This window comes from Aeromicrobium sp. YIM 150415 (assembly GCF_016918125.1).
In the GTDB taxonomy this organism is placed as follows: domain Bacteria; phylum Actinomycetota; class Actinomycetes; order Propionibacteriales; family Nocardioidaceae; genus Aeromicrobium; species Aeromicrobium piscarium.
In genome coordinates this window covers 224,518-246,193 of record NZ_JAERWM010000011.1, presented here as the reverse complement: position 1 = coordinate 246,193, position 21,676 = coordinate 224,518, and the positions used below count along the sequence as shown (strand labels likewise).

Sequence of the window (21,676 nt, the reverse complement as noted above, 5' to 3'; positions counted from 1 at the left end):
CTCAGTACCCCAGCAGCTTGGCGGCGAGGTCGTTGAGCACCTCGGTGGCGCCGCCGCCGATGCCGAGGATGCGGGCGTCGCGGTAGTGCCGGTCGATCTCGGATTCGCGCATGTAGCCCATGCCGCCGTGGATCTGCACGGCCTCGCTGACGACCCATTCGACCGCTTCGACGGCCTGGTTCTTGGCCATCGCGGCGGCGAGGATGAGCTGCGGGTCGGCCCGGTTGCCGGAGTCCTGGGCGCGTTCGACGGCCTGCCGGGTGAGGGCGCGGGCGGCCTCGGTGCGCCGGTGCATGTCGACGAGCTTGTGCCGGATGACCTGGCGGCTGATGAGCGGACGGCCGAAAGTCTCGCGTTCGCGGGCGTAGGAGACGGCGAGGTCGAGGGCGCGCTGCGCGGTCGCGTAGCTCTGCACGGCGAGGGTGAGCCGCTCGTTGACGAACTGCTGCATGACCAGGTAGAAGCCGCCGTTCTCCTCCCCGACGAGGTTGGCGGCGGGGACGCGGACGTCGTCGAAGGCGAGTTCACCGGTGTCCGAGCAGTGCCAGCCCATCTTGCGCAGGCTGCGGCTGACGGTGAAGCCGGGGGTGTCGGTGTCGATGACGAGCAGGCTGATGCCGCCGTGGCCGGGGTCGCCGGTGCGCACCGCGGTGGTGACGAAGTCGGCGCGGACGCTGGAGGTGATGAAGGTCTTGGCGCCGTTGACGATGTAGTGGTCGCCGTCCTTGACCGCGCGGGTGGTGATGCCGGCGACATTGGAGCCGCCGCCGGGCTCGGTGACGCCGAGCGAGCCGATCGTCTCGCCGGCGAGGGTGGGGCGGACGTAGCGGTCGATGAGGTCGCGATTGCCGGAGTCGATGATGTGCGGCACGGCGATGCCGTGGGTGAACAGCGACGCGAGCAGGCCGGTGGAGCCGCCGTTCTCGACGATGGCCTCGGTGACGACGGAGATGTCGATGAGGTCGCCGCCCTCGCCGCCGACGGACTCGTCGAAGCCGATGCCGAGGAATCCGGCCTTGGCGGTCTGCGCGTGGAGTTCGCGCGGCAGCTGTCCGGCGTCCTCCCACTCGTCCATGCGCGGCGCGATCTGACGCTGTGTGAAGGCGGCGACGGATTCTCTCAGCGCCACCCGCTCGGGTGTGTTCCAGCGGTCGGTCATGCGAGCAGCTCCCTCGGGATGTCGACGAGGCGGGCGCGCAGCCACTCCCCGACGGCTTTGGCTTGGGGGTCGAATCGGGTGGAGGACGCCACACCGTCGCCGAGCAGTTTCTCGACGACGAGGTTGACGGCGGCGAGGTTGTGCAGCGGGTGGACGGCGATGTCGAGGTCGGCGGTCTCGGGCAGCAGCTGGCGGACGCGATCGGCGGTGAGTGTCGCGGCGAGCCAGGCGTAGGCGGCCTCGCGTCGGGGATGATCGGAGGGGATCCAGACACCGATATTGGCGGTGCCGCCCTTGTCACCGGAGCGCGCGTAGGCGAGTCGGCCGAGCGCCTTGCGCACCGTGTCGTCAGCCCCCGGCCCCGAGTCCCCAGTCCCCGCGAGCTCCCCACTCCCCGCGAGTGGCGCACCACTCGGCGGACCCTGAGCTGGATCGGAGGAGGTCGTCGACGGTGCCGCGATGTCGATGCGCCGTCTGTCGTCCAGGACGACGACGTGCGGCACGTCGGCCTGCGGGACATAGGCCGCCCGGTAGACGCCGTAGGGCGAGGCCGCGCTGGGAGGGGCGGTGACGTGGAATCCGGGATAGGAGGCGAGGGCGAGCTCGATCGCCGCGCCGCTGAACGCGCGTCCCGCCGCCTTGGCGTCCTGGCTCTTGACGTGGCAGCGCAGCAGAGCCGCCGCCTCGGGTTCGGTCGCCGGGTCGGCGCGATCGGTGCGCACCAGCTCCCAGGTGACCTCGTCGAGCGGGAGCCGGTCGAGGGCGGCACTGAGCTGGGCGCGGACCCAGTCGGCCTTGGCCTCGATGTCCAGACCGGTGAGCACGAGCTCGACGCTGTTGCGGAATCCGCCGAGGCTGTTGAGCGCGACCTTCGTGGTGGCCGGCGGCGGTGAACCCTGCACGCCGCTCACCCGCACACGATCCTCGCCGTCGTCGGTCAGCTCGATCGTGTCGAGGTGGGTGGAGACATCGGGGTTGAGGTAGACCGGTCCGCCGATCTCGTAGACGAGTTGGGCCGTGACGGTGTCGATGGTGACGGCGCCACCGGTGCCGGGGTGTTTGGTGATGACGCTGGTTCCGTCGGCGGAGATCTCGGCGATGGGGAAGCCGAGGGGCCGGCTGGTGTCGATATCGGTGAAGCCGGAGAAGTTGCCGCCGGTGGCCTGGGTACCGCACTCGATGACGTGTCCGGCGACCACCGCGCCGGCGAGCCGGTCGAAGTCCTCGCGGCCCCAGCCGTATTCGGCGATCGCGGGGCCGACGATGACCGAGGCGTCGGTGACCCGCCCGGTGACCACGACATCCGCGCCGGCGGTGAGCGCCTCGGCGATACCGAAGGCGCCGAGGTAGGCATTGGCCGTCAGAGCGCCTTCCCAGCCGAGCTCGCCGGCACGGGAGATGAGGTCGTCTCCCTCGACGTGTGCGACCCGCACCTCCACTCCTTGCTCGGCGGCGGCCTCGCGGATCCTCTCGGCGAGCCCGGCGGGATTGAGGCCACCGGCGTTGGCGACGATCTTGACCTGCTTCTCGCGGGCTAGCGCGAGGCAGTCGGTGAGCTGGCGCAGGAAGGTCTTGGCGTAGCCGAGGTCGGCGTCCTTCATGCGGTCCTTGCCCAGGATGAGCATGGTGAGCTCGGCGAGGTAATCGCCGGTCAGGTAGTCGAGATGCCCTCCCTCGAGCATCTCGCGCATGGCGGAGAGCCGGTCTCCGTAGAAGCCCGAGCAGTTCCCGATCCGGATCATGTGTACAGACTGCCGCCTTTCAAACAAACAGTCAACCCTGATTGTTTATTAGTCGCGCGGCGGGACTGATGACGATGCGTTGAGGCTGCTATCACCGCCGCAATGCATCGTCATCAGTCCCGGGAGCGCACAGATTTCGATGCCTTTGGGTCGTCATGGCGACCCAAAGGCATCATCATCGGTCCGCGCGACGACGATGGGCGCAGACCTGGCCCATGGCCCCTGCGGGTGGACCTCGTGGCGCGTAGGTTGGAGGGAGAGCCGACACGAAGGAGTGAACTCGTATGACCGTCCCCGTCTCCGGCGCCGTCGTCGTGGGATACGACGCCTCCGAGCCCAGCAAGATCGCCGTCGAGTGGGCTGCCGCCGATGCCGATCGGCGGGGCGTGGATCTGGTGGTGGTGCACGCTGCCCGCCGGCTGAAGGGGCGCGACGACGCGGGCGGCGACGAGGGCGCTGATGCGATCGCCGAGGAGGGCGCCGAGCGTGCTCGTGAGCGCGTACCTGGGCTCACGGTGCATGCGGTCGCGCGCAAGCAGGGACCGGCGGCGGCGCTGCAGGAGTTGTCCGCCGATGCCGCCGTGGTCGTGGTGGGACACCGCGGACGGGGAAGGCTCGCCGCGGGGCTCGTCGGCTCGGTGGCGTTCACGATCAGCGCGCACGCGCAGTGCCCGGTGCTGGTGATCCGCGGCAATTCCGAGCACCTGCCGGGCCCCGACCGCCCGGTGGTGGTCGGCACGGATGATTCGGAGTTCGCTGCCCAGGCGGTCGCGGGTGCCGCGAGACTGGCGGCGTCGACGGATGCCCGGCTGATCATCGCGGCGGCGTGGGATGTGCCCGAGGCCAATCCGTGGTCGGCGGCGTATCTGGCGAATGTCAACGCCACCGAGGATGCGGCCCATGCGGCCGAGACCGAGGCGGTGGCTACGGTGGAGCGCGCTCGCGAGGCGGTGCTGGCGGAACATCCCGGGCTGACGGTCGAGGTGGGCACGCAGCGCGGCCGGCCGGAGCACGTATTGGCGGATGCGTCCGAGGGCGCGGGGGTGCTGGTGGTCGGCTCACGCGGCCACAGCGATCTGGTGGGCTTGCTGCTCGGCTCGGTGAGCCGTGCGGTGCTGCACACCGCCAATTGCCCCGTGGCCGTCATCCGCTGACCCGAGCCGCAAAGGGGCCCGGACAGCGCTGAGGCCGGCTCCCGTCATGCGGCGGGGATTCCGGCCTCCACTTCCCGGTCCCCCGAAGGGGCGGGCAATAACCCCAGCTTAACACCGCGACCGGTAAGGCATCAGACGGAATCCACACCCACCTTGTGCCCGAGCAAGGCGGACCCGGAGCGCACTGCGCAACCGAAGGCCCCTGGACAGCGCTGAGGCCGGCCCCCGCCCACGGCGGGGATTCCGGCCTCCACTTCCCAATCCCCCATCAGGGGCGGGCAATAACCCCAGCTTAACACCGCGACCGGTAAGGCATCAGACGAAACCCACACCCCACCTTGTGCCCGAGCAAGGCGGACCCGGGCGCACTGCGCAACCGAAGGCCCCTGGACAGCGCTGAGGCCGGCTCCCGCCCGCGGCGGGGATTCCGGCCTCCACTTCCCGGTCCCCCGAAGGGGCGGGCAATGCCTCAAGAATAGCAGCGATCAGACGCATGTCTATCGCCATCGGGGATATCCACAACCCTTGAGTCGCCACGCTGGCCGTCCTCGCGAATGGCTCCTAACGTGACCACCATGGAACCGGGTCTCAACGCATGGATTGACGAATCGATCCACGCGCCATCTGCTGACCTGGGGTTCTACATCCTGGCGACCGCCATCTCCGATTCGTCACGGGCCGAACGGACACGCGAACGGCTCCACATGCTGGTCTTCACCGGCCAGGAGCGCTTGCATTGGCGCGACGAGTCGCCGAAACGCCGCGCCCAGATCGTCGACGTCATCGCCTCGACGAGCCTGACCCACGTCATCGTCTTAGCGGAGGTCGAAGCCAGACGTCAGGAACGCGCCCGGCGCAAGTGTTTGCAACGGCTGCTCTTCGAACTCGATCAACGCGGCGTCACCCGCGCCTGGATCGAATCACGGCAGGCCGCACAAGACCGTCGCGATCAAGAAATGGTTGCCTCGTTACACGGTTCCGGCGCGATCTCGCCACGATTTACCGTTGCGTTCGCCAAACCCCTCGATGACCCCATGCTCTGGATCCCCGACGCAGTGGCCGGAATGACGCTTGCCGCGCTCCGCGACGACAACCACACCTGGCTCGACCAGCTCAACGACAGCTACACCCTCATCAGCCTCTGAAATACCCGCCCGCGAGCCGAGACTCGATGCATCAGGGTCGCCCCAGCGATCCTGACGCATCATCTTCGGTCCGCGCAGCGGCAGTTTAGCGGCCGGGGATGAGGTCACCCGGCGGCACGTCGAGAAAGCGGCACAGCAGCACGATGGTGTCGAGGCGCAACCCGCGCGTCGCCTCGGTCCACGCGCCTTCTTCAAGAGTCCGATAGCGAGCGGTGGTCACACCGATCTCCTTCGCCACGTCCTCCTGGCTGCACCCCGCGCTCTCGCGAGCCCATGCGAGCCGGCGTCCCATCTGCTCACTGAACACACCCCATTCATCTATAGATGACCTCACCATGGAATCAGCCTGCCAGACGACGCCGACAGCCCATCACCCGGTCCGACTTTCAGGAACCCCGGCGACCCCGCTGATCGCGCCCGAGGCCTCGAATCCCTCGAAATATTCACCTATAAATGGGATTTTGGAGTACTTTTCGGATGATCATCTGATCTCAGACCGCCCCTATGTGACGCAGGTCATTTTCGTGATTGCATAGCGCTGTAGACGCGTCGGGAGGAGCCGAATGACATCGCGCGCAGCGGGTATCAACCTCGCACGATCTATCGCGCTTGCCGTCCTCCATGACGAGCACGGTTACGTCGGCTATAGCGGCCCAGCCGGTGATCCTTCGGCGGCTCTCTTGGCCACGGGGAAGACGGTCATTGTGGAATGCGCTCGTGTCGACACGAGGACCTCGCCTACTCGATTCGCCGTCGAGCGTGCCGTGCTGGACGTGCATCTGGATTCTCCCGTACCGGTGTACGTCGCTATTCCCCAACTGGCCGAGTCGGGCGAGATCGCCGTGGGCCTATGTCCGGCAGAGAGACTGGCCAGACACTATACGAACGGCACCGAGGTTGAGACCTTCGCAGTCGGGCCGTGGCAGCGGTTCTGGCAGGCTCAATCCATACTCGCGCCGGCGACGGCTCCTCCGGCGCACCTCGCTTCCGCCGTCGAACTGAAGCCTGACGATCTGGCCGACCCACACTTGGCTACGCGTCTCTCCGCTGACGAGCCCCACTGCGATGCGGAGGAGCCGATGCCTGCCCACCATCTCGTCGGCGTGGACGGGTCGGACAAGAAGTACCTGCCGTGGGTCTGGCAAGTGCCACACCCAGAGCGCCCTCTCTTCCACTACGCGTGGACGAGCGATGGCTACCGGTTGACGGAGACCGAATCTATGCGCGAACGTCTTCGCGAGCATCTTCGACGGGTGGAGGAGGCTCGTTCTCAGTCCGACGGGGTCACGCTGGTGGTCACCCGGCCCTGGCGGACGTTGCGCCCCCTGTCTCGGCGCCTACTCGTCACGCTTCTGCTGGCGCGGATCGAGACTACCGCCGCGTCGGACTGGGCGTCCCCGATCATGGAATCCGAGGACGAGACCGACGCTCGGGGCGATGGGGAAGAGTAGGTTCTCAGCCCGCGGAGGGTTCGCCACTCTGCTGAGCGATGATCTTGCGGAGATCCTCATCGGTCCACGTCCGGTCCCTGCTTGCACCGAAGGACAGAGAACGACGAGTAGAGCCCTCGATCGAGGGGATGGTCCCCAACGAGTGCTTACGCTGCTCATCTAGCGATTTGGCCATCGTTCCTCCTGTGCTTACGGAGCTTAGCTCGTTTTTGGATACTCCACAGACCCTTCAATGCGGGCCTGGCTGAAAGGTATCGCCGGGCACTGACAAGAAGGGGTCCGGCTTGCAGCGCTGCCATCAATGACACGACGATGAAACCAATCAGCCACAGGCAACCGAGATACGGCTCGCGCAGGGCACCGACGATACTGGCGGCGATGGCGACGAGGAGCGCAGAACACGTCAGCATCGCCGCGCGAAGCGGGAGCACCAGACTCGACAGGACCGCGCTCTCACCCGCACGAGCTCCGAAGATGCCGTACGCGGCCGGCACCACCAGCAGAACAGCGACTGCACCATCCCCGGCGTCCTTGAGCGCTTGATCTGCGCCGGGCAATATCTGGTGCAGCAGGAAGACCATGAAGGTGAAGAGCGTGACCACGAGGGAGTTCGTGCGCACCCCGCGCCACTCCACCTTCATCGCGAACACCGCCTTCCAGGTCCGGTCTGCCTCTTGGCTGCTGTACGAGGCGACAGCATGGGCCACTGAGCCGCCACCCGGGTCGACGCGCCCCGACTCGTGGTCCGCCCCCTCCGGCAGCTCGAGTCCGGCCGCTTGGAGACCCTCCGAGACGTGGACTTCGAGATGGTAGGAGGCGACGTCCGATGCGCCAGCGATATCGAGGTCGAAGACGGCCGGCGAGTATCCGGCTGCGATGAGGATGCGCTGGAACCATCTTGCTTTGACCGTGCCGGGCAGGAGGTTCCAGGCATAGGAGTACTTGAAGATCCGCCGAGTGTTCGGTCGCTTCCTCGGCGCGAGGCAATACAGCACGAAGTGCGTGGACGTGTCGTACAAGAGGCCGAAGGCCTGGTCGCTGATCTTGTGTCTATCGGGGAAGGTCTGCATTGCGGCGACGGCCAGTTCCCGACCGCGCTCACGGGGCGCGAAGACCGCGGTCCGAAGCACCTCCTGCTCTGACCGGCTCAGTCTCCTTTCCAGGTCTCTGCTGAACAGATAACAGAGAGCCGACCACGTGATGTGGCCGTCGTCGGCGCGCCCGAGCACCGGTAGAGGCGTACCGGAGGCATCGACGAGATCGAAGTGCTTCATCGGTCTCTTGCGAATGAGGCCGAGCGGGACGACATCGGTGGCACCGGAGTGTCCGCAGGTCACACGCGGTGGCGTGCAGTCGATGGACACTTTGCGCCGCCCGCGGTCTCCGCCGAACATGCGCAGACTCTCGACCTTGCGGTGCCGCCATTTGCCGGCAGAGGCGAGCGCATCGGCGGTTCGGCGTCCGAGAATCAAGCAGGGGGCACCCGGGGAGTGTTTGAGCATGGCCTCCTCATATTCGCCGTTCCTCGCCGCCGGCGCTGCCGCTATCCACAGGCACAAGACGGGGTGGGCGGCATTGAGAGATGCCGCCCACCCCGCTGAGGGCAGGTCCACGCTGGGAGATGCAGTCCCGTGGACCTGAGGCCGGTGGCGCCACCCGTTGGGGTGACGCCACCGGTCGTCCGATCAGCTCGCCATGTGCTGACGTCGGCGCCAGGAGGCTGCCATCGTCACGGCTCCGGCGAGCAGGATCGCCAGGCCGAGCGGTGCGAGCAGAGCCGAGCTGTCGGCGCCTGCGTTCGGCAGGTCGCGACCCGGGCCACCCGATCCACCGGGTCCGCCTTCTCCCGGACCGGAACCGTCATCGGCGGCCGTGATGGTGATCGGCTGCCACCCGATGATGAGTCCCGACTCGGGGTTGTACACCGCGAGAGTGTGATCACCCGCGACGGTGTCGGCGGGGATCGTCACCGCGATGGTGCCGTCCGCCGAGACCGCATGGAAGCCGAGATCCCGCGGCTCGGAGTACAACCACACGATGACGTCCTGCCCGGCCCAATCGCCGCACTCCGACAGGTCGACGGTGATGGTCGACCCGGCCTCCGCGCTCTCCGGAACGATGAGGCACTCGTCGGGGTTCGGACCAGGCGGGTTCTCACCGTCGTCGCCCTTGGGCTCCACCGGACCGACCTCGTCCGAGGTCGACTCCAGCGTCTCTCCGCCACGGGTCGCGATCGTGCGGAACGCGATCTTCGCGCCCTCATGATCCTCACCGAGCGCCAGTTCCGTGCCGGTCGCGCCCTCGATGACCTCACCGTCGGCGAGCCACACGTTGGTCAGCTCCGGGCTGCCCCGGAACTCCGCCGGCGTGCCGGTCAGCGTGTGACCGACCTGAGCGGTACCGGCGATGGCCGCTGCCGTGACCTCGACGAACCGGTCCACGACCTGCTCGGTGGCTGCGGAGGTCACGGAGCGCTTCTCACCGGTGGCCGTCTCGGTCACCGTGGTGCGGAACCGGATGGACTTGCCGATGTGATCGGCGCTCAGCACCAGCGACGTGCCCGTCTGCAGGACGTTGCCGTCGGCGTCGATCCACTCGTTGACCGGATCGCCGTCGATGTCGCCGGTGAAGGTCGCCGGGGTACCGGTCAGCGTCTGCTCGACCTCGGGCGTGCCCTCGATGCTCGGGTCGCCGGTGAACTCGACCGGCACATCGGCGGCTGCGACCGGTCCGGTGGGCTCGGAGTCCGAGACCGCCGGGTCCTCACCGTCGACGACGCCCGTCGTCCGGAACACGATCTGCTTGCCCTCGTGATCTTCGTCGAGAGCCAGCGTGGTGCCGGTCTCGCCCTCGATGACGACGTCATCGGCCAGCCAGGCGTGGGTCACCGTGTCGGCGGCGCGGGTGAAGGTGGCCGGGGTGCCGGTCAGCGTCTTGCCGACCTGGGCGGTACCCGAGATGGTGGAGCGCTCGTCGATGCCGAACGGGGGCTCCGTCACGGGTCCGACCGGCTCGGAGACCCAGGAGATCGGGTCGCCGGAGACGGTCTCGGTCACGGTGGTGCGGAACCGGATGGTCTCGCCGACGTGATCGGCGCCCAGCGTCAGCGATGTCCCGGTGCCGAGGACATTGCCGTCGGCGTCGATCCACTCGTTGACCGGATCGCCGTCGATGTCGCCGGTGAAGGTCGCCGGGGTGCCGGTCAGTGTCTGGCCGGTGAGCGGGTCACCGCTGATGGTGGGCGCGTCGCCCGGCTCGACCGGCTCGGGGGCGGCCGGCTCGGTGACGGGTCCGACAGCGCTGGAGACGGACACGATCGGGTCGTGTCCTTCCTTGGTGGCCGTGGTCACGAAGACGATCGACTTGTCCACGTCCTCGGACCGCACGGTGTAGGTCGGCACGCCCGCGCTCTCGGGGAGCGCTTCGTCGCTGCCTTCGTAGCGGAACTCGGTGGTCACCGCATCGGGGTCACCGTTGAAGGTCGCTGGGGTGCCCGACAGGGTCTCACCGACCACGGGGTTGCCCGCGATCGAGGAGGCGGTGCCCAGCTCGAACTCCGGCTCGCCGCCCTCGGTGTACCAGGCGGCGATATAGCCCGACCGGCCGTTGTCGAGCAACTCGACCACCGTTCCGTTACGCACGTCCGCGGGCACCTGACGTGACTCCGCCACGGGGTCACCAGTGTTGTTGTCCCAGGCCACGACCTCGCCGGTACTGGTCATCAGATACGACAAGCCACCCGCTAGATGCGCCGCGACCGCACGGACCGGCTGACCCGTCAGATCGGCAGGTATGTGGGTGTTCTCTGTGTATTCCTCGGCGGTGTAGCGGTACACCTTGCCGTCCCCGCCGACCGCGTAGTCCACGCTGATGTCGACGATGCCCGCACTGGCCGGAATCACTTCGGCGTAGGCGCCGGAGGTGTTGACGACACCGACGGCACCGTTGGACAGTCGGACACCGCCGCCGAGCACCGCCTGCTCGGCGGTCACACCGGCCGGCAGGCTGACCGGATTCACCGCGCCCGACGCGTTGATGAACACGGCTGAGCCGTTCTGCAGCACGGTGAGCTGTCCAGCGGTCTGAGCCGCTGCACCGCCCAGATCGGAGGCGCTCCAGCTCCGGTTGGGCACATCGTTGGGACCGATCGCGCGCCCCCACTTGTGCAAGGATCCGTTCTCGGTCACGGCCCAGCCCGCCGCCGAGGAGACCACGATCGCGTCCGCGACCCGCGAGGTCCCGCTGGTGACGGCCGCCGGCATGTTCTTGATGTTGTTATTCGAGGAGTTGGCGGCGACCAGGCCGCCCTCAGGGACCCGTACCAGCCAGCTGCCGCCGTGCCCGGTCGTGAAGACCTTGTCCCAGACGAGGCCGTCGGCGAGCTGAGCCTCCAGCGGACGGGGCGCGCTGGTACCGAACTCCAGCATGCGGTTGGCTTCCGGACCGGCCGACTCATCCGCGACAGCGGATGTAGCGCTGGCGCCGACGACCAGCGCACCGGCAGCTAGCGCGATCGCGCCAGCAAGCGCAGTGAACCGGCGCCCGACCGAGCCCCTCCTTCCCGGAGGGTGGTGAGGGGTGACGTGCACAGACATGAGGCTCCTCGAGAAAGTACCGATAGTGACGGGTGTTCCGCACCACGTGCGATCCCGGCACGGGGTGTGTCGACGCCTGGGTTCACGGCCTGGGCGACCAAGCCATGAACCGGGTGTTCCGCCGTCCCCCGAAACGGCAGATGCTCCCCCGACCATCAGCTCCGGCGCACAGCGGATGATCGACTACGGGAGAGACCGGGTGCGCGGGGTGGGTTCCGGATGTCCCGGAGCCCACCCCGCTCACCGTGGGGAAGTGTCAGTTGACCGCGCGACCGTCGGTCAGGTTCAGCTCGATGGTGTTGCCACCACCGGGGATGAGCGCGTTGATCAGGTGCGTCTGGGCACCGAGCAGACCGCAGCTCTTGAAGTTGCCGATCGAGTACTCACCGACGAGACGGCCGCCGGCGGCGATATCGAAGTACTCGCCAGCGGGCGTGTCGGCCGGCACGATCACCGGGTCCGCGGTGCGGCAGTTGGAGCCCGCGAGGGTCGGGATGCCGGCCACCTTGATATTGGAGAGGCGCACGTAGTACTGCGACTCGGACTCCAAGGTGCGGAAACGACCGGCACGGACGAGCACACCGGTGGTCGGCCCGACGGGCTCGAAGTTGACGTTGGCGCTGACCGGCACGAAGCCGATCACTTTGAAGGACGTGTGAGCGCCGGGGAGGGCCATGTCGCCGGTGAAGGTGCCATCGGTCTCCACGCGCGAGTTCATCACGGCGGGGCCGAGGGTGATGGTGGAGCCATTGGAGGCGATAGTGGTGGTGCCGTTCGCGTCGTAGTCGACATTGGTGGTCTGTGCCGAGGCGGGCGAACCGCCCATCACGAGGGCGGCGCTGGCCGCCAGAGCCGTCAGTGCGGTGAGGAAACCGCGACGGCGGGTACGTGTGGTCATAGTGATCGGTCTTTCTGTATTCGGAGGAGGGAACTACAGTTGGCGCGGACCCGGGGCAGGTCGAACGAGGTCTATGCGCTCGACCCGCCCCGGGCCGCTACTCACTCACCCGTGGCTGATGTCGCCAGCACCCAGGGTGTCGAGACCGAAGCGGCTCTCAACGCCGGTCGCCTCGTTGTGGTACCACGGGCCGGCCTGGTCGCCGGTCTCGATCTGGCCACCGCAGCTCGACGCGGCGGGGGAGCCGCTGCCGTTACCAGCAGTGACGTCCAGGTCGAAGCCGGTCTCCGGCGGACCGAAATCGGCCGCCGCGAGCTCCACGGCACCGTTCACGCCGTCGGTGGGACCGGCGTAGATGGTGGCGTCGACGGAGCCCTCGGCCCACAGCTCACAGGTTCCGCCACCGGGGACGTTGAGCATGTGCGCCTCAACACCGGTGATGGTCACCTCAAGCGGGTCGCCGGCATTGGCCGGGTGCTCGCGCACCTCGAACGAGCCGGCGTCCATGGTCACGGTCACCGGGATGTTCAGCGACGTGGCCGTGCAGTCGTAGAACAGCATGCTGGTGATCTCGCCGACGACGTTGCCGATCGCGACGGTCTCGCCCTGGTTGATGAAGCCCTCGATCTCCGAGGAGTCGCACCGCAGCTCGACGCCGTAGTTGGTCATGAACGCGATCGTGTTCACGTTCGCGCCCTCGACATCGATGATGTTCGACGAGCCGTCGCCACCGACCGTCACCACCGTGTGGTTGGCATGCGCGGCGGTGGTACCGAGCGCGAGCACGGCGGCCGAGCCGAGCGCGAGGGTCGCCACCTTGGTCTTCTTATTGAGCAGTTTCATGAGATGTCACTTTCTCCTCAATCAGCCACAGCGGGACACTCCCGCAGCGGTGTCAGTCGTGGCCCGTCCACGGCTGAGTTCTTGGGTCCCCCGGCGGGAGACGTCACCAAGTTCATGGGGCGAAGGAGTCGATCAGCCATGGCTGATGTCTCCTTCGCCGAGGGTGTCGAGGCCGAACCGGCTCTGGACGCCGGCCACCTCGTCGTCGTACCAGGCCCCGAGCTGGTCACCGGTCTGGATTCCACCGAAGCAGCTAGAGACGGATGGGATACCGTTCCCGTTCCCGGCAGTGATATCGAGATCGAAGCCGGATTCCGGAGGACCGAAGTCGGCCGCCGCCAGCTCGATAGCAGCGTTCACGCCGTCGGTCGGGCCTGGGTAAAACGTCGCGTCGATGCTGCCTTCTGCCCAGTACTCGCAGGTACCACCGCCCGGGAGGTGCAGGACGTGCAGCTCGAGACCCGTGATCGTGAGCGCGATCGGATCACCAGGGTTAGTGGGCTGCTCGCGCACTTCGAGAGCACCCGAATCAGCCGTCACGGTGACGGGAATGTTCAGCGACGACCATGTGCAGTCGTAGAACAGCAGATCCGTAATCTCACCGATCACGTTGCCGACGGCGACCGTCTCGCCCTGATTGATGTAGCCCTCGATCTCCGAGCTATCGCACCGCGTTTCGAGGCCGTAGTTGGTCATCAGGCCGATAGTGTTGGTATTGATCGCCTCGAAGTCGAAGATGTTCGGCGAGCCATCTCCGCCGACCGTGACCACCGTGTGGTTAAGCGCCGCTGCCGGCGTCGCGGCGAACAACGTGATCGTTGCCGCTAGGGCGAGTCCTCGCCTCGTCACTCGCATCGTTCTCATCACGAACCCTCCGGCTTCTCGTCGGGCACCGGATACGCGGGGAAGAGCTCGTCACAATTGAAGGCGAACGGGCAGGTGTCGAATCCGGAACCTGATGTTCCGAGACCTTCATTCCAAACTTCGATGGCGTTACCGGGGCCAGAGACAGTCGCAGTTAATAGTGCCGATACATCCTCACCTGCTACGGTGCGGCAGTCTCCGAAAGCTCCCACATCTATCGTTCCGAAGAGTCGCCCGCCCGTTCCGGGGTTGTAGTAGGGCGTCGTCATGCGCGTCGTGTAGTAGGGATGCTCCTCGGGACGAATCGAAGGATCCCAACCGTAGTAATCTTCGATATCGAGGACCAACGCGCCGAGGTCGCTACGGCAACTGCCCATGAGATCGAGCGACACGCCGTCGACCGTGAGCGAATCCACGCGCACTCGCGCTTCTCCCTGGGCAGCTGGTCCATCGCCAGCAGCAGTGATGTAGTTGTTGCTCGGCAAAGGCATTCCCGGCGGATAGTTGCCTCTCGGCGGCTGCGTCTGGAACGGGGCATGCGTATGGCAAAACTCCGAGGCGCTGGAGTTGGACGGTCCATAGATGGCGGAGTCGATGGTGACATAGGCAGTCTCCACGACTCCGTCGTCCCTCTTCGGCTGCTCCAACGCCACGGTGGCCTCGACCGGCACGGATCCAAATGCGACCGTACGTACCGTGAAGGGTTGCGTCTCACCGTAGCGAATGGAGGCGTTCGCGTCCGCGTCCCTGTTGACGAAAGCAAGATAAGCACGCCATTCGGTGATCTGGTAAATACCCGGGATGGGCGTCGCCTGACACGTCAGGTCTCCGTAAGGCCGAGACTGTTCGTTGAAAACTGCCGTATCCAGGGTCGGCGTCGCGACCCACTGCTGCGACCGCTCGACATAGTTGGCACCACGCGTCTGCGACCCGATCCATTGTCCGCGAATGCCCGCGGCCCGCACATCCGGCAGGCTCGGGAACTCGGGCAGCGGCGCCCACTCTTCACTCCCCGGCACCGGGGCGGCCGTGCTGGACGGCATCACCAGCAGACCGGCGACGACCACGGCCGATGCCGTAGCGACCTTGGCCAGTCGCGCGAAAGCACCTTTCCGCCCGCGGGGGGAAGCGGACCGCGCCGTCGCAACTCGGAGTGACATGGCCCACACGCTCCCTGACAGGAGCCTGAGAGTCCACCGAGTTCGCTAAGATGGTTCCAACTTAATCATTCTGTAACCCGAAGTTATCACGTGGATGACAAAGTCCGCATGACTCAGGTCACACTCAGCTTCTCCAGCACCTCGCCACGCCCCACCTGCGCAGCACGATCCCAACCCCAACACCTGCCTTGTTCGCCTCGGCGACCACCGGCCTACGCGGGGCTCCCCATGAGGCCTCAGCTCGAGGGCACACGAGCGGCGCCGGAGGCGGCGAGCATCACCCGAGCCAGTCGCAGAAGTTGCCGTCATCACAGCGCCCTGAGCCCATGAACGATCCCGGTAACGCCGGCCGGCGCATGGGAGAGAAGTCGCCGCACCCCAGCGGGGTTCTCACCGCGCGGGTCAGGCAGCGGGAGCCTCATCCGTGATCTGATCGTCATCCGGCACGTCGATCACCACGTCCTGGCCCCACTCGCTCCACTCCACCGTCGAGGTACCCGCCCCCGGCACCTCGATCTCCATGCGGCGCGGCAGATGGTCGACACCCACGTAGAGGATGTAGTCGAACGCCTCGGGCATCCCCTCATCCACCCCGAAACCCTGCGCCTCGTACATGGCCGCCGGATCGACCGACAACACGTACCGCGTCGTGGCGACACCGTCGATCTCACCACCATCACCCTCCGAGGAGATCTCTGTGGCCGCGGCACCCAACACCTCGAACTGCCGGAGCGGATCGGCCTGCTCCAGCATGCCCGCGAGCTCCGCGCCCATCGGATCATCTTCCTGCGCGAGATCGACCCGATAGAACTTCCCATCCGTCGTCTCCCCGAGGTTGACGTAGACCTTCTGATCGACCATCCGAAGATCCATCGGCTCATCGCCCGCCATCCCCAGCGCCGAGACATCCATGCTCAGCACCGCCGCCTTCTCATCAGGATCCTTCGCGAGCGCGGAATACCCCTCCAGCACCAGTTCCTGACCGCCGATCGACGTGGTCGTGGTGACCTGGACAGTCCCGGCCTCGAGCTGAGCGGACGAGATCTCCTCCACGAAGTCGTCCTCGGCCAGCTCCACTCCCCGGTCCTCGCCGACCGCCTCCGTCGAGCCCGAACGACTCCCCGACTCGGGCGTGTCGTCCGTACACGCCGACAGCGATACCAGGGAAAAAACGGCCACGAAAGCGATCACGAGTCGGCGCATACCCGGCACTCTAACTGAGGTTTACCACCACCGTGCCGACATCACACACCCAGCAGCCGGTCGAACAGCCGCCCGAAACGGCTCACCGGCCTCAGCTCCCTGTCGAGCACCTCCGCACCATGGCGGAGGCTCGCCCACGCCACCCATCCGCGCCACAAGGACTCATACGCAGCCTCGGCCTCCTCGCGCAATCGCTCGGCCTTGTCCCGCTCCCACAGCTCGCAAGCGGACTCCAAGGTCGCCTCGGGGGAGCTCTGTTCCCGAGGGGCGGAGAGAACCTCGGACGTCCCCCTCGAACCGATGGTCAACGCGCGGGCCATCGACGCCGCGTCGCGCCCCAGCCTCCAGGGAGACGCCCACATCCGGACCCGGCGACGGGCCCAGGCGTGGAAGCGCTCCGCCCTCGGCGACGTGGAATCGCACCACCGCTCACGGAAGGTGCCCAGCATCTCCAGCACCTCATCCGTGCCACCGGATCCAGCTGCCCTCACACCCCGCGGATACCGAGCGCGCCACCGGTAACGCTCCGGCACCGAGAGCCCCGACTCCCGACACAGTCGCTCCACGGCATCCGCGATCGCGGTATCCAGCGACGATTCGAGATCGAACATCCGGTCTCGCCACTGCCCGAGCGCGTCGTCGAGTGCCTCATCGACCTGCCACACGACCTCCCAGGACGCCGAGCGACACCGCTCGGACTCCTTCAAGGTGCGCACCACTTCGTCGCGCCGCCACATCGCGGCCGCCCGCCGGCGCGGCGACACCAGCCGGACGAACGCGAACGACCCGATAGAGACGACGGCAGCAACCGCACCCAGCCACGCGATCGGCTCGATGTCGGCCTCTGCCCACCGAAGGCCACGCAACCGATCGGGGACCGGCGCACCGACGGCCCACCACGTGGCCGCCACCGTCACGACACCCACGACGCTGAACAACGCCCGCATCACGGCAGCCAGTACGAGCGGAAACCCTGCCGCCGCCGTGAAGACCCGCGCAAGGACGTCCCAGACGACTCGGTCAACACGCTCGGCCGCCGCGAGCCCATCCGCCGCCCGCGGAGACCTCCATCCGGGCCCCACGCCCGTCCGCGATCGGACGGCCACGATGGCGCGCTCGCACCGGGCCTGACCGATAGCGAGAGACCGCAACCGGTCGGTACCCGCCCCTCGTGCCGCACGGCCGAAGACCGCGTCGGTCAGCAGATAGACCCGCCAGCACACCCCGTATACGGCGAGAGCCACGAGACCCAAGACGGCGAAAGCGAAAACGGTACCGAGCACCCACGTCCCGACGACCACGACCGCTGGGTGACTCTCACCGTCCAGCCGGACAGCCTCGTACGCCCAGCGGTACGTGAAGGTGACGAGATCGAGCACGTCCCTCACTCGGCCTCCTCAGTCCTCAACTACGGCACCCCCAGAACAAATCTATATATGGTAGAACGTGGATGAGCCATTAGGCCCGCAGTCATAACGTGACAGAGAGCTTCATCGTTGTGAGGGCAACACGCGCGGCCGTCTGCTCTGCCCGCGACTGACGCCGACCGAGGAGACCGTGGACTACCGTACGTTCGCCGAAGCCTACCGGCCCGAAACCGCCGGCAACCCGTGGGCCGGGACTGACTTCGTGCCATCCGAGCTCGTCGAGATGCACGAGCTTCTCGGCCGCTTCGGACGCCTCCTTCACAGCAGACTCGCCGAGGGCGTTCCCGCCGATGCGGCAGCGTACGCACAGTTCAGCACGTTCTATGTCAACCGCGCGCTGGAGCTCGAGCCCATCATCCACCAGCATCACCAAGCCACCCTCGGAAGCGCCCTACAAGAACCCGACGCCGGCACCGGCAGCGACCGAGGCGAACGCGCCATGCACGACTACCTGAACGACTCACGCAACGACGTGAGCGGAGTTCACCGCCACCTGGACGCGGAAACACTCCTCACGGTCGAGCCCCAGCATTACGCGCGTGTCCTGACAGGAGGCATCTGGGCGGTCCAGATGTTCGGCCATACCCAGTCACAGTGGTACCAGGCGCTCACCGGCCGACCGATCCACCAAGACTCCTGGCTGCGTTCGCAGATCGGGCTCGCCAACAACGCCTCCACCATGGCCTGGCAACGCGACCAGCTCTACGAAGCCGGAGTCCTCTACCTTCCCGAAGCCGAATCGCTACGACTCACCCTCACCGGAAGCCTTGCCGAGGCGGACGCACTCATCACGTTGCTGGGAGTGGCCAGGGGAGAACCCGGACTGACGGTGATTCCAGCGCCTCCTCAGTTCGAGGCCTACGCCGGTGCCGCGAACGCCGACTTCCTCGTACTGGACCTCCGGCGCGAGCAGATCATCGGCGTCCAGGTGAAATCCTCCGAGGCGTACCGGGCACGTGAGCACTACGACCCTGACCGCATCATCCTCATCGACGCCAGCCTCGATCTCTTCGGCACGCTCTCGCGCCGAACCCGACTCGGCCATTCCGACAGCAGCACCCGCTCATGGCCCGGACAGGTCACCGGACACTTCCTCGACTCGATCCAGATCCCACGACCCCCCTGGCCTTGGCTGAACATGCAGGAGTTCACGGCATCGAGACGACGCGTCCAGAACGTGGTCGCTGAGGCCCGGGACCGCAATCACGAGGCCGAGGAGATCGTGCGCGAGCGCGTCCTCACCGCCCTCGGCCGCTGAAGCACTCGCTTCACCCAGCTACAGAGTTACTCCGCGAGCTCGGCGTAACAGGACGGAGCTTCCCTCTCGGTCGCTCGTGGCGCCGCCGCTGGAGATCCACCGGAACCGGATTCTGCGGGTCTCGCGGCCACTCCGCCACCGTGGCGGCCAGACCCCGTCGCGCTGGTTACCACGGGGGGAGTAAGCTCTTTCATTGCGACCAAGCAGGCTTGGGCGGGTGCTCTCGAGCACCCGCCCAAGTTGTTTGTTCAGGCCCGCCCGGGCGCATGCCGGCCTCCTCAGCTGACGCCCGCCCAGGCGAAGAACTCCTCCGCCGACAACACCGGCTTGCCGAACTGCTTGGCCTTACGCGCCTTGCCCGACTGGGTGCCCAGCTCCGCCACCACCAGCACATCGCACCGCGTCTTCGTGACATTGTCCACCGCCGAGAGACCCTGACGCACAGCGATCGCGGTCATCTCCTCACGCGACATCACCCGCCCGCCGGGTGTCATCGCGGTGCCCGTGAAACACACCCGCGCCCCCGGCACCAGCACGTCCGCCACGCCCGGAGCCTGCGCCTGCTCGGCCAGCAGCCCATCGACGAAGCTCACTCGCAGATACCGCTCCACACCCCGCAGCCGCTCCACCAAACCCGGCGACACGCCGGGCGCGGAAGACACCACACTCGCAAGCCGCGCCGCCACCGCCTCACGCACCACCGGAGCATGCACCTCATCGAGCGACGATCCCGCCTGCGCGCCGTCGAGCAACAGCTCGCCGAGCGCCGTGCTGACCTGCACGATCGCCGAGATCGTCGGCAAGCGCTCCGGGCCCGGCGGCCGGGCCAGCCTCACCCGCGGCAACAGATAGCTCGGCTCCAGCGAGGACTCCCCGAACTCGAAGGCCGACGACGCCACCTCGACCGGCCCACGCCGCAGATGCGCCGCCAGCACCGCCTCAGCCCGTTCCACCGCGTCCGCGGACCGCAGCTCGAGCACCTCGTCCCTCGACAACGGCACGTCGACCCCCAACGGCATCGGCACGACCACACCGCCACGCTTCAACTCGAAGTCCAGCTTGCCGAGCACCTCGTCGATCCCCGGACCGACCGGCGTGTACCCCTCCAGCAGCGGCGCCAGCACCGCCCAGGCCTCGACCAGCCGCGGAGCCAGCAGGACATCGTCGGCGGCGATCGCGAACTGCGACCGAGCCCCCGCAAGATCACGCTCGGGATTGATCAGTGTGCTCACCGACGTTCCGTCGTCGAAGGCCACCGCGATCTCGACCGGACGCGGCCTCGACATCCGTCCCTCATCGCCCACGAACGCCACCTCGAAGGCGCAGAACCTCCGCTCGCCTCCCTGTGCCGGCTCGTGGAGGAATCGCATCACCCGGCGGTCGGTCTTCAAATCGCGCGGGAACACCGGCCGCTTCAACACCAACCCCTCGGTCGACGTCGCCCGGCTCAACGCCACATACACCTGACCGACATCGAACGTGCCACCGGTCAGATCGACCACCAGCCGCTCCAGGGTCTGCCCCTGGCTCTTGTGGATCGTGATCGCCCACGCCAGCTTCAACGGCAGCTGCCGATACGTGCCCACCACCTCGTGACGCAGGGACCCGCCGTCAACGACGGGCCGCGTCACCTCCCAGACATGCGGCTCCACCTCCACGCGCGCACCATCGGAGAGCTCGACCGTCACCTCGCCATCCGGCCCGGCGTCGACGATGCGGCCGAGCGTGCCGTTGACCCACCGCCCCGCCTGATCGTTGTTGAGCATCATCACCTGGGCGCCCACCTTGTAGCGGATCACCCGGTCCGTCGGCGGATCGAAGGTCCCGAGATCGCCCGACTCCTGCGCGACCTGCTCGAGCTCCTCCCCCGGCAGCAACGCGAGCCGCTCCCGATTACGAGCCGTGACGATCCGATTCGTCGTCGCCAAGGTCAGCCAGAACTCGTCGGCCGGCGGCACGAAGTCCGGATCGACCCGCGCATTCAAGTCCTCGCGCGCCTGATCGACCAGCACCCCCTCGCGGATCGCGTTGAGGATCGACGTCAGCTGCTCATCGCCCTGCTGTCGGAAGACGTGCGACAACGACACCGTCGGGAACCCCGACCGGTCGAAGGCATCCGCCGAGAAGAAATACGGCGTGGAGTAGCGGGACGAGAAGAACGCCGCCTCAGCCTCCTGCACCACCGGCGGCAACTGGAACAGATCCCCCACCAGCACCACCTGCACCCCGCCGAAGGGCTCGCCCGGCCGAGGGCCGAACCGCTCCAGCGCCGCCGCCATCATGTCGAACACATCGGCGCGCACCATCGACGCCTCGTCGACGATGAGCGTGTCCAGCGCCTTCAACGCCTTGGTGAACCGACCCGGCGAGTACCGCCCGCCGCGCACGTCCTCCAGCCCGGTGGTCGAGGTGAAGCCGAACAACCGGTGCAGCGTGTAGCCGCCGACATTGAGCGCCGCGATGCCCGTCGGAGCGGCCACCACCACATTGCGCTCGGTACCCGCGAGGAAATGCCGGATGAGGGTCGACTTGCCGGTGCCGGCCTTGCCGGTCACGAACAGATGACCGCCCGCCTCGAGCACGGACAAGGCCGAGGCGAACTCCTCGGTGATCCGCAGCCGCTCCGCCACCGTCACGTCCTTTCGTCGAGACCCGGGCCCCTCCCGGTCACCACAGCTTTCCGCAGCCTTGGGATAACCACGTGACCAGGTTCGGGAACCCTCCTAGGATGAGGCACATCATCGTCCGGTTTCGTGATGGTGCAGACTCATATACAG

General features: G+C 67.1%; 16 protein-coding genes. 4 read left to right on the top strand and 12 right to left on the bottom strand.

Annotated elements, in window-relative coordinates; all coding sequences use genetic code 11:
• Position 1: 1 nt before the first annotated feature.
• Together JL108_RS08735 and JL108_RS08730 are read right to left on the bottom strand one after the other, a co-directional pair.
• Entirely contained in the window at positions 2-1,159 is a 1,158-nt protein-coding gene (locus JL108_RS08735; RefSeq protein WP_205197924.1) for an acyl-CoA dehydrogenase family protein, read from the bottom strand.
• A complete protein-coding gene (locus JL108_RS08730) occupies positions 1,156-2,901 on the bottom strand; it encodes an acyclic terpene utilization AtuA family protein (protein WP_205197923.1) in 1,746 nt (581 codons plus the stop codon). Before JL108_RS08730 ends, JL108_RS08735 begins: the two co-directional genes overlap by 4 nt.
• Before the next feature lie 284 nt (positions 2,902-3,185).
• Here JL108_RS08730 and JL108_RS08725 point away from each other — a divergent pair, with 284 nt between their 5' ends.
• Together JL108_RS08725 and JL108_RS08720 are read left to right on the top strand one after the other, a co-directional pair.
• Positions 3,186-4,055, top strand: a complete 870-nt coding sequence (locus JL108_RS08725; protein ID WP_143914947.1) for a universal stress protein — start codon at positions 3,186-3,188, stop codon at positions 4,053-4,055.
• A 575-nt stretch (positions 4,056-4,630) separates the two neighbouring features.
• Positions 4,631-5,200, top strand: a complete 570-nt coding sequence (locus JL108_RS08720; RefSeq protein WP_205197922.1) for a hypothetical protein — start codon at positions 4,631-4,633, stop codon at positions 5,198-5,200.
• Positions 5,201-5,285: 85 nt separating this feature from the next.
• Here the strand turns inward: JL108_RS08720 and JL108_RS08715 are convergent, their stop codons facing one another.
• Positions 5,286-5,492 carry a helix-turn-helix transcriptional regulator gene (locus tag JL108_RS08715; RefSeq protein ID WP_205197921.1) on the bottom strand — a complete coding sequence of 69 codons (207 nt, stop codon included), beginning with the start codon at positions 5,490-5,492 and terminating at the stop codon, positions 5,286-5,288.
• A 271-nt stretch (positions 5,493-5,763) separates the two neighbouring features.
• On the opposite strand from JL108_RS08715, the gene JL108_RS08710 reads away from it, so the two are divergent.
• Positions 5,764-6,651: a hypothetical protein gene (locus tag JL108_RS08710; RefSeq protein ID WP_205197920.1), complete on the top strand. Its 888-nt coding sequence runs from the start codon at positions 5,764-5,766 to the stop codon at positions 6,649-6,651.
• Positions 6,652-6,806: 155 nt separating this feature from the next.
• Here the strand turns inward: JL108_RS08710 and JL108_RS08705 are convergent, their stop codons facing one another.
• From JL108_RS08705 to JL108_RS08670, 8 genes are all read right to left on the bottom strand, one after another.
• Positions 6,807-8,153, bottom strand: coding sequence for a hypothetical protein (locus JL108_RS08705; RefSeq protein ID WP_205197919.1), 1,347 nt, complete (start codon positions 8,151-8,153; stop codon positions 6,807-6,809).
• Positions 8,154-8,336: 183 nt separating this feature from the next.
• Positions 8,337-11,246 (bottom strand): hypothetical protein, encoded by a 2,910-nt coding sequence (locus tag JL108_RS08700; RefSeq protein ID WP_205197918.1) that lies wholly within the window; start codon positions 11,244-11,246, stop codon positions 8,337-8,339.
• Between the two features lie 256 nt (positions 11,247-11,502).
• Positions 11,503-12,144, bottom strand: a complete 642-nt coding sequence (locus JL108_RS08695; RefSeq protein ID WP_205197917.1) for a hypothetical protein — start codon at positions 12,142-12,144, stop codon at positions 11,503-11,505.
• 105 nt (positions 12,145-12,249) lie between these two features.
• Positions 12,250-12,987: a hypothetical protein gene (locus JL108_RS08690; RefSeq protein WP_205197916.1), complete on the bottom strand. Its 738-nt coding sequence runs from the start codon at positions 12,985-12,987 to the stop codon at positions 12,250-12,252.
• A gap of 132 nt (positions 12,988-13,119) precedes the next feature.
• Positions 13,120-13,851, bottom strand: coding sequence for a hypothetical protein (locus JL108_RS08685; RefSeq protein WP_205197915.1), 732 nt, complete (start codon positions 13,849-13,851; stop codon positions 13,120-13,122).
• Positions 13,851-14,918: a hypothetical protein gene (locus JL108_RS08680; protein ID WP_205197914.1), complete on the bottom strand. Its 1,068-nt coding sequence runs from the start codon at positions 14,916-14,918 to the stop codon at positions 13,851-13,853. The genes JL108_RS08685 and JL108_RS08680 overlap by 1 nt, the downstream gene beginning before the upstream one ends.
• 495 nt (positions 14,919-15,413) lie before the next feature.
• Positions 15,414-16,214: a hypothetical protein gene (locus JL108_RS08675; protein WP_205197913.1), complete on the bottom strand. Its 801-nt coding sequence runs from the start codon at positions 16,212-16,214 to the stop codon at positions 15,414-15,416.
• Positions 16,215-16,255: 41 nt separating this feature from the next.
• Entirely contained in the window at positions 16,256-17,602 is a 1,347-nt protein-coding gene (locus JL108_RS08670) for a hypothetical protein (RefSeq protein ID WP_205197912.1), read from the bottom strand.
• A gap of 169 nt (positions 17,603-17,771) precedes the next feature.
• Here JL108_RS08670 and JL108_RS08665 point away from each other — a divergent pair, with 169 nt between their 5' ends.
• Positions 17,772-18,899, top strand: coding sequence for a hypothetical protein (locus JL108_RS08665; protein WP_205197911.1), 1,128 nt, complete (start codon positions 17,772-17,774; stop codon positions 18,897-18,899).
• A 278-nt stretch (positions 18,900-19,177) separates the two neighbouring features.
• Here JL108_RS08665 and JL108_RS08660 read toward each other — a convergent pair whose 3' ends face one another.
• A complete protein-coding gene (locus JL108_RS08660) occupies positions 19,178-21,529 on the bottom strand; it encodes an AAA family ATPase (protein ID WP_307837225.1) in 2,352 nt (783 codons plus the stop codon).
• Positions 21,530-21,676: the final 147 nt, after the last annotated feature.

Excerpts from the sequence above, each read along its gene's own strand:
- JL108_RS08735 (WP_205197924.1), bottom strand. The coding sequence starts at position 1,159 with ATGACCGACCGCTGGAACACACCCGAGCGGGTGGCGCTGAGAGAATCC.
- JL108_RS08695 (WP_205197917.1), bottom strand. The coding sequence starts at position 12,144 with ATGACCACACGTACCCGCCGTCGCGGTTTCCTCACCGCACTGACGGCT.
- JL108_RS08690 (WP_205197916.1), bottom strand. The coding sequence starts at position 12,987 with ATGAAACTGCTCAATAAGAAGACCAAGGTGGCGACCCTCGCGCTCGGC.
- JL108_RS08710 (WP_205197920.1), top strand. The coding sequence starts at position 5,764 with ATGACATCGCGCGCAGCGGGTATCAACCTCGCACGATCTATCGCGCTT.
- JL108_RS08725 (WP_143914947.1), top strand. The coding sequence starts at position 3,186 with ATGACCGTCCCCGTCTCCGGCGCCGTCGTCGTGGGATACGACGCCTCC.
- JL108_RS08730 (WP_205197923.1), bottom strand. The coding sequence starts at position 2,901 with ATGATCCGGATCGGGAACTGCTCGGGCTTCTACGGAGACCGGCTCTCC.
- JL108_RS08715 (WP_205197921.1), bottom strand. The coding sequence starts at position 5,492 with ATGGGACGCCGGCTCGCATGGGCTCGCGAGAGCGCGGGGTGCAGCCAG.
- JL108_RS08720 (WP_205197922.1), top strand. The coding sequence starts at position 4,631 with ATGGAACCGGGTCTCAACGCATGGATTGACGAATCGATCCACGCGCCA.
- JL108_RS08705 (WP_205197919.1), bottom strand. The coding sequence starts at position 8,153 with ATGCTCAAACACTCCCCGGGTGCCCCCTGCTTGATTCTCGGACGCCGA.
- JL108_RS08700 (WP_205197918.1), bottom strand. The coding sequence starts at position 11,246 with ATGTCTGTGCACGTCACCCCTCACCACCCTCCGGGAAGGAGGGGCTCG.
- JL108_RS08675 (WP_205197913.1), bottom strand. The coding sequence starts at position 16,214 with ATGCGCCGACTCGTGATCGCTTTCGTGGCCGTTTTTTCCCTGGTATCG.
- JL108_RS08685 (WP_205197915.1), bottom strand. The coding sequence starts at position 13,851 with ATGAGAACGATGCGAGTGACGAGGCGAGGACTCGCCCTAGCGGCAACG.